At 35.6% G+C, this 12,733-nt stretch carries 16 protein-coding genes; 9 read left to right on the forward strand and 7 right to left on the reverse strand.

The window, feature by feature from the left end; all coding sequences use genetic code 11:
* Positions 1-468 precede the first annotated feature (468 nt).
* A complete protein-coding gene (locus tag LIV57_RS09320; protein ID WP_227942379.1) occupies positions 469-1,182 on the forward strand; it encodes a hypothetical protein in 714 nt (237 codons plus the stop codon).
* Between the two features lie 49 nt (positions 1,183-1,231).
* Positions 1,232-1,945, forward strand: a complete 714-nt coding sequence (locus LIV57_RS09325; RefSeq protein WP_227942380.1) for a hypothetical protein — start codon at positions 1,232-1,234, stop codon at positions 1,943-1,945.
* A gap of 82 nt (positions 1,946-2,027) precedes the next feature.
* Here the strand turns inward: LIV57_RS09325 and LIV57_RS09330 are convergent, their stop codons facing one another.
* The 6 genes from LIV57_RS09330 to ruvX all read right to left on the reverse strand — a co-directional run bounded on the left by LIV57_RS09330 (position 2,028) and on the right by ruvX (position 6,414).
* Positions 2,028-2,840, reverse strand: a complete 813-nt coding sequence (locus LIV57_RS09330; protein ID WP_227942381.1) for a hypothetical protein — start codon at positions 2,838-2,840, stop codon at positions 2,028-2,030.
* Positions 2,841-2,869: 29 nt separating this feature from the next.
* Positions 2,870-3,742 carry an SdiA-regulated domain-containing protein gene (locus LIV57_RS09335; RefSeq protein ID WP_227942382.1) on the reverse strand — a complete coding sequence of 291 codons (873 nt, stop codon included), beginning with the start codon at positions 3,740-3,742 and terminating at the stop codon, positions 2,870-2,872.
* A 56-nt stretch (positions 3,743-3,798) separates the two neighbouring features.
* Positions 3,799-4,566 carry a nucleoside triphosphate pyrophosphohydrolase gene (mazG, locus tag LIV57_RS09340; protein WP_227942383.1) on the reverse strand — a complete coding sequence of 256 codons (768 nt, stop codon included), beginning with the start codon at positions 4,564-4,566 and terminating at the stop codon, positions 3,799-3,801.
* A 232-nt stretch (positions 4,567-4,798) separates the two neighbouring features.
* Positions 4,799-5,353 (reverse strand): DUF5606 domain-containing protein, encoded by a 555-nt coding sequence (locus LIV57_RS09345; RefSeq protein WP_202843709.1) that lies wholly within the window; start codon positions 5,351-5,353, stop codon positions 4,799-4,801.
* Positions 5,354-5,428: 75 nt separating this feature from the next.
* Positions 5,429-6,001 carry a peptide deformylase gene (gene def, locus LIV57_RS09350; protein WP_110009647.1) on the reverse strand — a complete coding sequence of 191 codons (573 nt, stop codon included), beginning with the start codon at positions 5,999-6,001 and terminating at the stop codon, positions 5,429-5,431.
* On the reverse strand, positions 5,998-6,414 hold the full coding sequence (ruvX, locus tag LIV57_RS09355; protein WP_202843711.1) for a Holliday junction resolvase RuvX: 417 nt from the start codon (positions 6,412-6,414) through the stop codon (positions 5,998-6,000). Before ruvX ends, def begins: the two co-directional genes overlap by 4 nt.
* A 115-nt stretch (positions 6,415-6,529) precedes the next feature.
* On the opposite strand from ruvX, the gene LIV57_RS09360 reads away from it, so the two are divergent.
* Together LIV57_RS09360 and LIV57_RS09365 are read left to right on the forward strand one after the other, a co-directional pair.
* The gene (locus tag LIV57_RS09360; protein WP_110009649.1) at positions 6,530-7,006 is read left to right on the forward strand and encodes a SixA phosphatase family protein; all 477 of its coding nucleotides are present in this window, start codon (positions 6,530-6,532) and stop codon (positions 7,004-7,006) included.
* A complete protein-coding gene (locus tag LIV57_RS09365; RefSeq protein WP_227942384.1) occupies positions 6,987-7,880 on the forward strand; it encodes an archaemetzincin in 894 nt (297 codons plus the stop codon). Before LIV57_RS09360 ends, LIV57_RS09365 begins: the two co-directional genes overlap by 20 nt.
* A 321-nt stretch (positions 7,881-8,201) precedes the next feature.
* Here the strand turns inward: LIV57_RS09365 and LIV57_RS09370 are convergent, their stop codons facing one another.
* Positions 8,202-9,746: a serine hydrolase gene (locus tag LIV57_RS09370; protein ID WP_227942385.1), complete on the reverse strand. Its 1,545-nt coding sequence runs from the start codon at positions 9,744-9,746 to the stop codon at positions 8,202-8,204.
* 89 nt (positions 9,747-9,835) lie between these two features.
* Here LIV57_RS09370 and LIV57_RS09375 point away from each other — a divergent pair, with 89 nt between their 5' ends.
* The 5 genes from LIV57_RS09375 to LIV57_RS09395 all read left to right on the forward strand — a co-directional run bounded on the left by LIV57_RS09375 (position 9,836) and on the right by LIV57_RS09395 (position 12,678).
* Positions 9,836-10,303 (forward strand): hypothetical protein, encoded by a 468-nt coding sequence (locus tag LIV57_RS09375; RefSeq protein WP_227942386.1) that lies wholly within the window; start codon positions 9,836-9,838, stop codon positions 10,301-10,303.
* 55 nt (positions 10,304-10,358) lie between these two features.
* Positions 10,359-10,808: a hypothetical protein gene (locus LIV57_RS09380; RefSeq protein WP_227942387.1), complete on the forward strand. Its 450-nt coding sequence runs from the start codon at positions 10,359-10,361 to the stop codon at positions 10,806-10,808.
* Positions 10,808-11,305 carry a metallophosphoesterase family protein gene (locus LIV57_RS09385; RefSeq protein WP_227942388.1) on the forward strand — a complete coding sequence of 166 codons (498 nt, stop codon included), beginning with the start codon at positions 10,808-10,810 and terminating at the stop codon, positions 11,303-11,305. Before LIV57_RS09380 ends, LIV57_RS09385 begins: the two co-directional genes overlap by 1 nt.
* Positions 11,306-11,448: 143 nt before the next feature.
* Entirely contained in the window at positions 11,449-11,943 is a 495-nt protein-coding gene (locus LIV57_RS09390) for a Smr/MutS family protein (protein ID WP_114820933.1), read from the forward strand.
* Between the two features lie 18 nt (positions 11,944-11,961).
* A complete protein-coding gene (locus LIV57_RS09395; protein WP_110011729.1) occupies positions 11,962-12,678 on the forward strand; it encodes a DUF3822 family protein in 717 nt (238 codons plus the stop codon).
* Positions 12,679-12,733: the final 55 nt, after the last annotated feature.

Raw genomic sequence — 12,733 nt, forward strand, 5'->3', positions numbered from 1 at the left:
ATTAATGATGAGCTTTATAATCTCAAATCAATTTTAATAAAATTTAATAATTCAAATTTTCAATTCATATTCTTTACCGATAAAAACAAATATGGCTTTTCAATAAAAGCCATATTTTCATTTATATAAGTACTATTTACATTTCTTATTATCCTAAAAACTTCATACTGATACATTAAATAATAAGAGTTTCTAGGTAATACAATTTGATGATTTTAACATTGATTAAAAAAAGGAATAGACAGCAATCTGTTCATAATTACAAATCGGGTAGATAAATATCTACAAAAAAACATAAAAATCACAAAATAGTGATATTTAAAAAAAATAATTAAGCTGCATAATTATTTCAAGCCTTTTTGATACATGTGAATCATCCTATCACTCAATTCTATTCACTTTTTTACAAATCACGGATTATAAAAAAAAAAATAATTTTGTTATCTATAATCACAAAATATACATCCGATGATCAAAAGATTATTTCTTACATTGTTTCTAATCGTAGCATTTTCAGCCGATGCACAGATCGGGATATTGACCTCTACTCCACAGAGAACACTGCATGTCAACGGTTCGTTACAACTGGTAAAAGAATTAAATGTAGGAGGTTCTGAAAACGTACAGGGTACTGCAGGAAAGGAGGGAGAGTTTTTAAGTTCCAACGGAGCTGGTACATCACCTACCTGGCGAACGATAGAATCTCAAAGTTTTTTAAAGATTGTTTTTACGGGGCAAAAAACAAATGTCTCACCCGGTACCGGAAGTTATACAGGAAGCAGCAGTGCACCAGACTATGAGACACCTTCTAAGAACTATATCTATAATATCGTCAATAAAATAGATAATAATTATATATCGTATGATGCCAATACAGGGATATTTACTGTTAGCAGAGCCGGATATTATAACATTTCAACTTATATATCATATAACCTAAGTTTAAACGGAACCAATCAGACAGAAGGAACAGCAATATCCGCACTTGTGAGAAGTTCAGATACGAGTGATTATATTTCAGCAATGTCGACAGGACACGGAGAAAGAACAGAAAGTATATATCATCAGCTGACAGGTATAAAGTTTCTTAATTCCGGAGAAACCTTTTCCCTGAAATGTGTTTATACCCAGAACTTCAGATTAACATCAGGAAATATCAGCATTTCTTATCTGCTGCCTTAAAATTGAAAATACAAATATTTCGCACCATCAACAACAAATACTCAATCCAATGAAAAAAAATTTATTACTGACATTGTTTTTAGTCATGTCATTTTTAGCCAACGCACAAGTTGGGATATTAACACCAACTCCCCAGAGAACACTGCATGTCAATGGCTCACTGCAGCTTGTAAAAGAATTGAACGTAGGAGGCTCTGAAAATATACAGGGTACCGCAGGTAGAGAAGGCGAATTTTTAAGTTCCAATGGGGCAGGAACAGCTCCTACCTGGCGAACTATAGAATCTCAAAATTTTTTAAAAGTAGTCTTTGTAGCCAATAAGGACAATATATCACCAAATACCGGCAGCTATACAGGAAGCCATTTAACCGGAACTTTTGAAAACTTGGCTCAAAATTTTATTTATAATATTGTTAACAAAATAGATAATAATTTTATTTCCTACGATGCAAACACCGGGATATTTACTGTCAATAAAGCAGGTTTCTATAATGTAGCAACCTATTTTACCTATGATTTAAACCTCAACGGAACTAATCAGACAGCAGGAACTGCAACGTCACAACTTCAGAGAGAAGCTGATACCCAAAACTTACTTTCAGCGGTATCAACAGGACATGGAGAGAGGACAACACAAGTATTTCATCAGCTTACGGGCATACAGCCTTTTGCTGCCGGAGAAACTTTCAGGCTAAGATGTATTTATACCCAGGATTTCAGATTATCAAAAGGTAATATCAGTATCTCCTATCTTACTCAGTAAACAATAGAACATCAATTACTTCCATAACATTCATTTATTTTAAAAACCCTACGGATTTCTCTGTAGGGTTTTACTTGGTATGTTATGGAAACGGAAAGTATAGTAATACCTGGCCATTCTGATCATAATTGTAAGTCCATTTTGATTTGGATATTCCCGACTGCGGAGGTATACCGTTACCAGAATAATCAGCGTATTCTGTCACTGATTCCTTAGCTCTAAAATTATTTTTTGATAAACTCTTTTCATAAAAATCATCATTGATCAGAAATAATTTCTTAAATGGATTTTTAGCATTGTCAAAATCTGAATACACAGTAGTTGTGAACTGTTTATCCTTACCAGTGGCCTTTTCTAATGTTTCACTTTTAGAAAGATTACTATTTCCATCAAAATAATAGGTTGTAAAAAACTCCTGATAACCACGCTTAGTATATACACTTATTGTATTGGATCCATACGTATAGGTCCTTGTCATCTCCAGTTCGGAAAAAGTTCCATTCTTATAATACTTTTCAGCCTTAACAGGTCTGTTATTTTCCATCACATAAGAAGTTGTTCTATATCCGGAAGTCGTTTCCGATTCAAGATAATCTACCTGTATCTTATTGTTTGTATAAGTTAACAGAGTAACTACATCGGGATAAAAAACTTGGGTATTTGCTGTTACAAAATAGTTCCTTCCGCGCATTTCCTGTAAACGTCCGTTTTCATAGAAAAACTGATAATATTTTTCCGGACTGCGTAGTGTTGTGTGCTGATCCATCTCAAAAATGTATCCTTTATCAGGCTGTAAATCTTCAGTTTGATTTTCATTTACAGTTATAGATTCATCATTAGTATTACTGCAAGAGGAAAAACCAAGTACCAATAGGATATACAATATTTTTTTCATAGTTATTTAATCGGCTGTAAAGATAAGGCTTATAATGAAAAACTGTACACATTTCCTCCTTCATCTTTGCCTTTCTCATCTGCGATCATTAATGTTTTATCATCAAAGAATACAATAGCTTCCTTCTGGGAATTATGGTTCAAAGGAATTTTTTGAATTTTAGCAGAATTAAAATCGTTAGCAGTAAATCCGGTAAGAACGTGAACATTTTTATGGGTAAGCAAAACAATTTTATCTTTTGTACTGTTGATACTCGCAGAGGTAATAGCTGCATCATTATATCCTCCATCAAGCTTTAATTTTCCTATTAGCTTTGCTTCAAAATCACCCTCTTTGTTAGGAACCTGGAATACAAGAAAGGTTCCGTCAAAACCTTTGCTTCTGTTTTTGGTGAATAAGTAAAAATTCCCGTCCATTTCAACAAAACCTTCACAGTCGTACAACAGGTTCGACTTTTTCGGAGGAAATTCTGTCTGTCCCTGATAATGAAATTTTGTAGTCTGAACAACTTTGGTAACAATTTGTTTGCTGTCTTTCAAATCTGTTTTTAAGATCGCCAGATCCTGCCTGTTATTATCATTATTACCAAAATCTCCGATATAAATATTTCCCTGAGAATCGGATATGATGTCTTCCCAGTCTGTATTTTCAGCATTTTCCACCGGTATTTTTGCCAGCATGTCACCTTTATCACTCAGACCATATATTGCATTTTTATTTCCTTTGTCTTCTATTGCCCAGATGGTTTTCTTATCTTTTGACAAAGTAATTCCGGAAACTTCCTTCAACTTTTTAGGTAAGGTAAACTGGACTTTCAGTTCATCCTCCTTAGTAGGGGAATTCTGAGCTTTTGGATTGCAGCTCAATAAAAGCAAAGCAGGTAAAATAAGAAAACGTAACATATTTATTTTTTATTTTTTAATTGAATGTAAGAAGCATTAATTGTTTCAATCGGGGACTATGAAAGTTTTTTTGCTTTTTCCCAGAGAACATCCATTTCTTCCAGCGACATGTCTGCCAGTTTCAGTTCCTGTTCTTCGGCAAGCCCTTCCATCTTTTGAAATCTTGAAATAAACTTCAGATTGGTTCTTTCCAACGCAGAATCCGGATTGATTCCTGAAATTCTGGCATAGTTGATCAGAGAGAAGAAAACATCACCCAACTCTTGTTCTTTCTTATCCAAATCCGTTTCAGCATGGAACTCCTGAATCTCCTCATCTACTTTTTTCCATGCATCTTCTGCATCATGAAATTCAAAACCGATTCCTTTTACCTTATCCTGAATTCTGTAGGCTTTTACCAAACTCGGCAGACTTTTCGGAACTCCACCCAGGATAGATTTATTTCCTTCTTTTAATTTTAATTTTTCCCAGTTCTGCTTCACCTCTTCTTCATCCTTCACTTCAGTATCTCCATAAATATGAGGATGACGGAAGATCAACTTTTCATTCAGGGAATTGATAACATCTGCAATGTCAAAACTTCCTTTTTCAGAACCTATTTTAGCATAAAAAACAAGGTGAAGCAGGACATCGCCCAGCTCTTTCTTTATTTCCTGTAAATCATTTTGCAAAATAGCATCTGAAAGTTCATACGTCTCTTCAAGGGTAAGATGACGAAGGGATTCTAACGTCTGTTTCTGATCCCATGGACATTTTTCACGCAAATCATCCATAATATCCAGTAATCTTCCGAAGGCCTCCAGTTTCTCTTGTTTCGTATTCATAAATAATGGGAAATTCAATCTTATACAAATGTAAGGGTTATTCGGGCATCATTACAAACGTTGGGAACAAAAGTTGCAGAGTGCAGAATTCCGGATAGATTTGATATGTAAACCTAACAGGTTTCGAAAACCTGTTAGGTTTGGAATATTACCCCCCAATTATTTACTGCCAGAAAACAAAAAACCTTGTCCGGAATTTCCAGACAAGGTTTTATATTTTAATTCAAATGAATTATCCTTGTTTTCTGTGGGTGCTCTTTGGAGCTGATTTTGCTGCTGAAGTCGCTTTAACTTTCGGAGCAGCAGGTTTCTCTGCTTTTGGAGCTTTTTTAGCTTCTTTTTCAATGCTTACTTCTTCAGCAGGTTCTCCGTCTAAAGTTTCAGGTTCTGCTTTTACAAAGCTCTCAGGCGTAATATATCCTGCTTTTTGAAGGATGTTGTACCACTGAGCCAATTTCTTGATATCAGAAGAATATACTCTTTCTGTGTCATAGTTTGGAAGAGAAGCCAGCATAAAATCTTTCAGATCTGCATCAGAAGATTTGTGAGAGATAGTTTCCTTATAGTCGTTGTTTTTAGCAATATTTTCAAATACTTCAAACAAAGGAACTTCTTTCTCAAATGTAAACATGGCGATATTGTCCAATAAACTTACCTGGCTTGAGTTTCCAATGCTTACTTTTTTCTTTGAGGTAACATCTTCAATGATAAATCCGTTTCTTAATTGAGAAACTAATTTGAAAAGTCCTGGTTTTCCAGAAATTGAAATTATTTTTTCTAACAGCATAATTTTATTTTTTGTAAATTCTGCAATCAGCACTAGCTTTTTGCTTTTTATTATTTCTTTTTAATCCTTGTTTAATTATTTTGGAAATCTCATTTTGTAACCGATGTTTACGTCACCCTGAGAGATTTTCGTCAGCTTACCTTTTACCAGTTTCTTCTTCAGAGCACTCAGGTGGTCGGTAAATAAAATCCCTTCAATGTGGTCATATTCATGCTGAATTACGCGGGCTCTAATATCGGAAAAAGTTTCTGTATGTTTCACAAAATTTTCGTCATAATATTCAATAACGATTGTCCCTTTTCTTTTCACATCTTCTCTTACATCCGGAATAGAAAGGCAGCCCTCATTGAACTTCCATTCTTCACCTGATTCTTCAAGAATCTGAGCATTGATAAATACTTTTTTGAACTCTGCCAACTCATCTTTAATATCTTCATAATCCTCATCTTCTGCAAGAGGCGTCACATCTATTACAAACAGACGGATGTCCAAACCAATCTGTGGCGCTGCAAGACCTATGCCATTTGCGCTGTACATGGTTTCGAACATGTTATCTATCAGTTCCTGTAATTCGGGATAGTCTTTGTCTATATCTTTTCCTACTTTTCTCAAAACAGGATCCCCAAAAGCTCTTATCGGTAATATCATCTTAATCTTTGTTCTAAAAAATTCTGCAATATAATTGTTGCGCTTACTTTATCTATTAATCCTTTTTCCTGCCTCTTTTTCTTGTTTTTTCCACTTTGGGAAATAAAAAAAGAAGCCATTTTGGATGTAAATCTTTCATCGAAACGGTGAACTGCAATATCCGAAAATTCTTTTTTAAACTCTTCTATAAATTTTAAAATATCGGTTTCCACTTCCGAAACATTTCCTTTCAAATCTATGGGAAGTCCAATCACTACTTCATCTACCTTATTTTCACTGAAATATTTTTTCAAAAATTCCATTAAAAAGCGGTTCTCCACAGTCTCCAGCCCACTGGCTATAATCTGCATATCATCGGTTGCAGCGATACCACAACGAGCCTTTCCGTAGTCTATTGCAAGGATTTGTCCCATAAGTCTGCAAATTTAGTAAAATTTACTGATTTTATTCATAACGCAGTTTTTTTATATAAATCATGTTTTATTCCATTATTTTTTTTATAATTTTAATCTTCCAAAAAACAATTATATGAAGAAACTCATCCTCGTAAGACATGCGAAAAGCGACTGGCCGGAGGAAACGGAGGACTTTGACAGACCTTTGGCAGACAAAGGTTTGGAGGATGCTATGCACATGTCCAGATTCCTGAAAAGCAATAACATTTCTATTGATCATTTTGTGTCCAGCCCTGCGGTACGTGCACTGAATACCTGTAAAATTTTCAATCAGGCCTATCAACTGAACTGTGCTACTGATGAAAAATTGTATAATCCTTCTGAAAGAAGCTTTGAATCTGTAATTTATGATCTGGATGACAACCTTAATTCGGTTGCATTCTTCTCTCACAATAATGGAATTTCCAATTTTGCCAATTCTATTTCTGAGGATATTTTCCATTTTCCCACCTGCGGAGTGGCGGGTTTTGAGGTAGACTGTGATTCCTGGTCAGAGTTCGACGGTGCCAAAAAGAAACTGCTATTCTTTTATGAGCCCGGGAAAATATAACTTTACTTCTTTACTTTTTTATGTCTCAATATTGATCCTTCTTTTCTCATGTCAGAAACAGAAGAAAACCTACTATGAATCTATTGCACTGAATGATATAAAACTTTCCTCTTCTCCAAAACCCGGAAGCTGGCGGTATAATCATGAGGAACATTTCCAGACATTTGCAGATTTTCAGAAATTAAAAAAGATAAAACCTGCACCTGGAAAGAACACCATTTATCTTCAGCCCATCGGGAAGTTTGATGAACTTCAGAAAAAAGAAATAGCACTTACCCAACACTATTTAAAAACCTATTTTCAGCTGGAAACAAAGGTTCTTCCTGTTTTGCCCAATACTATTTTCCCTGAAAAAGTTAAAAGAATTTCAAAGGAAGGACAGGAACAGGTTCTTGCAGGATATGTACTGGATAGTATTCTGATCAAAAGAAAACCTAAAGATGCTATTGTATTAATGGGTATTACGGAGAAAGACCTTTTTCCATTACCGGAATGGAATTATGTATTCGGACTGGCTTCATATGAGGATGGCGTGGGAGTAACCTCTATATACCGATTTGCAGACGGACAATTAACAGATTCTAATTTTAACAAAAGTCTTTTAAGATTAATAAAAATCAGTTCGCACGAGATCGGGCATATGTTTGGGATCAGCCATTGTCTGAATGCCAACTGTGTGATGAACGGAACCAATTCATTATCGGAAACGGATTATCATCTTGCCAGAGCATGCTCACTCTGCCAGAGAAAACTCAATTCAAGTATCCATTATGACAATAAGAAAAGACTTTTTGAGCTGAAAGATTTCTTTGAAAAGCAACATCTTAACACAGAACTTACGTTAGCAAATCAGGATCTGAATCTTGTACAATAAACCAACATTCCTATTACCGACTGCCTATTCCCATCCTCCAGAGGGGTGGCGAAAATTCAAAGAATTTTTGACGGGGTGGTCTTTCGGCTAAAGCCATTATCGTTGTATGAAAAAACGGGCTTGCTTCTTGAACTGGTGTTCGTAACCTTTCAGCTTATGCTCAGGATGATAGCCCGTTCCTATTGAACCATTTCAGTTCTCATTTTCAATAATCATTAAAATGAGTGCTATCTGTGAATAAATTAGTGGCATTCGTGGTTAACAAACAAAAAGAGAACGGACCCAGGCCCGTTCTCCATAGAATATTTTATAATCTCTATTTTATTTCTTCTTCAAATCCAGATCATCAAAGTCAAAACTGAAATCTGTTACATCAGAAATCGCCTTCAATTTTGCAGATTCTGCTTTTCCGTTTTCGTCATAGCTGAAAATGATATAGGCATCTGCATCATAGCTTCTGTCGTCCCATTTGATGATAAAAGAATTATTGGAATAAGGAAGCAGCTCTCCTTTTAACCTTGGAGAGTTTTTGCACGAAATTCTGTAGGTATTTCCCTGTTGTGTAATTTCTACATCACCAAACCATATATCATTGTAAGTTCCTGTAAACTGTTCTGCTTTTGGCTGTAGAGATTTTTCTTTTTTGAAGGCTTCGGATTTTGCAAAAGCGTCTTTCTTTTGTTTGCTGAATTCGGCTTCCATTTTAGACATTCTTTCGCTATAGGTTTTCAGCCAGTTTCTGTCTGCTACCCCAAGATAAGAATCTTTCACGGTATTGGTAATTGTGTTGAAAGCTGCTCCGGACTGTTGGTTCGTCAATACTACAATTCCCAGTTTCATATCCGGAATTAATGTAAACTGTGTTACCGTTCCGATCAATCCACCTGTATGCTGTACCTGTTTATGTCCTTTCACATCACTCAGAAACCATCCTAAACCGTATCCGTAGAAACTTGTATCATAAGGATTTTTCGCAGCCACCCTATCTGGAATCTGCAAGCTCCATAACTGTTGTACATTCTTATCAGAAACCAGTTTTTTTCCGTCTTTTGTGGTGAAATTATTTAGGAGACATTCCGCCCACGTGGTCATGTCTTTAATGTTACTCATAATTCCGCCTGCAGCATTGCCCGTTTCGTTCCAGTCGTGGGGAACAGCAATTGCTTTTCCGTCTACCGGAGCGTGTGCATCAATTTTATTGGCAACAGCTTTTGCTCTGCTGTAGCTTCCGAAACTTGAAGTCATTCCTACAGGTTTCATAATTCGCTGTTCAATAAATTCTGCCCAGCTTAATCCGGAAATTCTGTGGATAACTTCTCCGGCTACAATAAACATGATATTGTTATAATCCAGTTTTGTTCTGAAAGGATTTTCCGGTTTCAGATATCTCACATTATGCACAATATCATTAACGGTTAAATTTCCTCCTTCCGGAAAAAACATAAGATCTCCCTGTCCAAGTCCTAATCCGGCTCTATGGGTAACAAGATCCTTGATCGTAACATTTTGAGAAACATAAGGATCATACATTTGAAATTCAGGAATATACTTTGAAACTTTATCATCCCAGTTCAGTTTTCCTTCATCTGCTAAGATGGCTAATGCTGTACAGGTAAAGCCTTTTGAGTTGGAAGCAATCCCTACCAGCGTATTGTCATCCATTGGCTGCTTTGTTGTAAGAGAACGTACTCCAAAGCCTTTGGAATAGATCATTTTACCATCTTTCACAATTCCTACCGACATTCCCGGTACATCAAAGGTTTTCAGGGTATTTTGGATCAGTTCATCCAGTTTTTTTTCTTCAACCTGCGCATTGGCTAATCCTACGGTTAAAAGAAAAATGAAAAAAGAAAGTTTCTGTTTCATTGTTTATTTTAATTTTCCCAAATTTACTAAATATTAAACGATGCTCATTTTAGCCCATGCTAAAACTTTACGATAAATCAGTTGTATTCATGAAAAAGCCTATTTGTATCTGTATTTTCTTTCTTTTCGCAGTCAGCGGTATCAAAGCCCAGGACAGAACTGCCAATCCTTTGCTTTTGCAGACCTGGAATCTCAGTAAAATGGACACTTATATTTATACTTATGAAAAACAGGATGGTTTTGAATCGAGAAGAGAAGGAATCAGATTTCAGAAGAACGGAAAAATTACCGGGAATCTGATTAAATCAACCTTAAGATATGATACCCTGGAAGAGCCTGTTACCAAAAAAAATGAAAAGCCGGACCGTTATATCGGGAGCTGGAAAAAAGCTTCAGACTCTACAGTAACGTTAGTATTTCCTTCCAATACCAATATGACCGGCACTTTTGTTATTTCAAAGCTTACAGAGAATCAACTGAAACTGAAAAAGGTTTTCAGCGCAGATATTGAAAAGAAACTGGATTCTATCAGAAAAACAAAAAATATCACTGACTAAGATCCGAATAAGTTGATGGAGCTTCTTTATATTTGCAGTCTTAAAAAATAATAAAATGGTACCAAACAGGTTATTGGCTTTCTTCTTACTGATGATAAGCTGTAATTTATATTTTTCTCAGGATATAACCATCAAAGATGATAAAGTTTTATTGGATGGAAAGCAGATTTTGAAAGCTGAAAAGATCAATGCAGCACAGTATTCGTTTTTCTCCATGAAAGATGATGAGGAAGTTCTTCTTTACCGCTATATGGATAATGAAACCCCAAGATATGTAAATGATGATTATTTTATTCTGAATTTTCTGACCGAAAAAACAAAAATCGAATCGACTGATATGACCAAAATATCCAATTTTATGAATTCAAAAAAAGGAATGGAAAAACTGGTAAAATGGCTGTTGAAAGAAAGAGTAATCAATCATGACGGCGAGCTTAATCCTGACCGCGTGGCTGTTTTTAAAGATAAATATCACGAAAATATCACTGAAAGAACCCTTAGATAATGACAAAAGTTCTTCTTCTTTCCGATTCCCATTCTTATATTGATGACCGTATCCTGGAATATGCTTCTCAGGCTGACGAAGTATGGCATTGCGGAGATTTCGGAAGTCTGGATGTCATTGAACAGCTGGAAAAAATAAAACCTCTGAAGGGCGTTTACGGAAACATTGATAATGCCAAAATCCAGGCTGAATTTCCGGAAGTGAACCGTTTCTTTTGTGAAAAACTGGAAGTTCTGATGATTCACATCGGAGGGTATCCGGGAAAATATACACCACTTACTAAAAAAGAAATGGCAGAAAAGGCTCCGAAATTGTTTATTTCAGGCCACTCTCATATTTTAAAAGCGATGTATGATGAGAAAAACAATCTCCTCCATCTGAATCCCGGAGCCTGTGGTAAACAGGGCTGGCATAAAGTGAGAACAATGATGCGCTTTGTGGTGGATGGTGAAGAAATCAGAGATCTTGAAGTAATTGAACTGGGACCTAGAGTCTGAAGAGTGAGAGGGTTGGAGAGTTTTAGGGTTGGAGAGTGTGAGCGTTTTGAGAATTTAGGGGGATTGGGAGTAAGGAGTTTGTGTTCATCCATTTTACTTTCTACCTTTGCACAAATATTGGTTCATACAAACCTTTAAAAATTATGAAGATCGGCGATAAGGTTTCGGTAGTAGATGAGGATTTAAGCGGGGTAATTACTTCCGTGAAGGGAAATATTGTTGTTTTTAAAGATGAATATGGATTTACCCATCAATATCCCAAAGAAAAACTGGTTCCAAAAGATGCTGATCTCTATGAAAATATCAGAGTTGTAAGAAAAGCAGAACCTAAAAAAATCATTTCCAAGAAACATCAGAAAAATCATTTGGTTTTAGACCTGCATTTTCATAATTTGGTAAAGAATCCCAATGACTATGACAGCTTTGAAAGATTGTTTATACAAAAGGAAAAACTGATTGAAGTGATTGAGTTTTGCAGAAAAAACAACCTGAAGAGACTGGAAATTGTTCACGGTATTGGTGACGGTACTTTACAGAGGATGGTTCGGGACGTATTGGAAAGCCAGGTCAATATTGATTTTTATAATAAGGAAATACTTCACCATCAATCGGGTGCGGTAATGGTAGAATTTCACTAAATTTGCAGGAATTGAAATATGAACGTACTTAATTTACTTTTTACCAAAGACGGATTGATCTGCCAGATTGTTAAAAACAAAAACATTCTGGAGGAAAAGTCTTATTTCGTTACTGAAGAGACACCAGCCAATCTTATTGACCAAAAGCTGGACGAAGTTCTTATTAAGCAGCGCTACGACGAGATCCATGTGATTTCAGCATTGAATCATTTTACCCTGATGCCGGAAGGTTTTTCTGAGCATGAAGCAGGATTTGATCTGATTGCTTTCAACGCTCCGACTGACAGAGAAAAAGAAGAGCTGATGCTTTCGATCAACAAAAAATTCAATATTCAGTTTTATTATACTTTCCCGAAAAACTATTATAAGAAAATAAAAGAGCTGGCCTTACCGGTTCATTTTAACTTCTCCGGGGAAAAGTTTCTAAGTTCGATCAATAATAAAACCAGTAAGGAAATTCATATTAATCTGTACCATAACCAGTGTGAATTTTTTGCGATCGATAATAAGAAAATCATTCTTTATAATAACCTGGATGTCAACTCAGAAGTTGATTTTCTTTACTTTATTATGTTTACATTAAGCAAGATCGGTTTCGGAATCAATGAAACCAGCTTTTATGCTTATGGAGAAACTACGGAAAATGAAACGTTCATTTCCGAACTTCAGAAATTTGTTAAAAACCTGAAAATTGTTTTTGACAATATTCCTAACAAAAATTTTATACTTAATTAGGTTGCAGGCTGCAGGTAACAGCCATTAAAACACATTCACCTGCCTCCTATAATCT

This window comes from Chryseobacterium sp. X308 (assembly GCF_020733145.1).
Lineage (GTDB): Bacteria > Bacteroidota > Bacteroidia > Flavobacteriales > Weeksellaceae > Chryseobacterium > Chryseobacterium cupriresistens.

Coding starts and splice junctions, on each gene's coding strand:
- LIV57_RS09385 (WP_227942388.1), top strand. CDS start 10,808: ATGACAAAAGTTCTTCTTCTTTCCGATTCCCATTCTTATATTGATGAC.
- LIV57_RS09345 (WP_202843709.1), bottom strand. CDS start 5,353: ATGCTGTTAGAAAAAATAATTTCAATTTCTGGAAAACCAGGACTTTTC.
- def (WP_110009647.1), bottom strand. CDS start 6,001: ATGATATTACCGATAAGAGCTTTTGGGGATCCTGTTTTGAGAAAAGTA.
- LIV57_RS09320 (WP_227942379.1), top strand. CDS start 469: ATGATCAAAAGATTATTTCTTACATTGTTTCTAATCGTAGCATTTTCA.
- LIV57_RS09360 (WP_110009649.1), top strand. CDS start 6,530: ATGAAGAAACTCATCCTCGTAAGACATGCGAAAAGCGACTGGCCGGAG.
- LIV57_RS09335 (WP_227942382.1), bottom strand. CDS start 3,742: ATGTTACGTTTTCTTATTTTACCTGCTTTGCTTTTATTGAGCTGCAAT.
- ruvX (WP_202843711.1), bottom strand. CDS start 6,414: ATGGGACAAATCCTTGCAATAGACTACGGAAAGGCTCGTTGTGGTATC.
- LIV57_RS09375 (WP_227942386.1), top strand. CDS start 9,836: ATGAAAAAGCCTATTTGTATCTGTATTTTCTTTCTTTTCGCAGTCAGC.
- LIV57_RS09390 (WP_114820933.1), top strand. CDS start 11,449: ATGAAGATCGGCGATAAGGTTTCGGTAGTAGATGAGGATTTAAGCGGG.
- LIV57_RS09370 (WP_227942385.1), bottom strand. CDS start 9,746: ATGAAACAGAAACTTTCTTTTTTCATTTTTCTTTTAACCGTAGGATTA.
- LIV57_RS09325 (WP_227942380.1), top strand. CDS start 1,232: ATGAAAAAAAATTTATTACTGACATTGTTTTTAGTCATGTCATTTTTA.
- LIV57_RS09395 (WP_110011729.1), top strand. CDS start 11,962: ATGAACGTACTTAATTTACTTTTTACCAAAGACGGATTGATCTGCCAG.
- mazG (WP_227942383.1), bottom strand. CDS start 4,566: ATGAATACGAAACAAGAGAAACTGGAGGCCTTCGGAAGATTACTGGAT.
- LIV57_RS09330 (WP_227942381.1), bottom strand. CDS start 2,840: ATGAAAAAAATATTGTATATCCTATTGGTACTTGGTTTTTCCTCTTGC.
- LIV57_RS09380 (WP_227942387.1), top strand. CDS start 10,359: ATGGTACCAAACAGGTTATTGGCTTTCTTCTTACTGATGATAAGCTGT.
- LIV57_RS09365 (WP_227942384.1), top strand. CDS start 6,987: ATGAGCCCGGGAAAATATAACTTTACTTCTTTACTTTTTTATGTCTCA.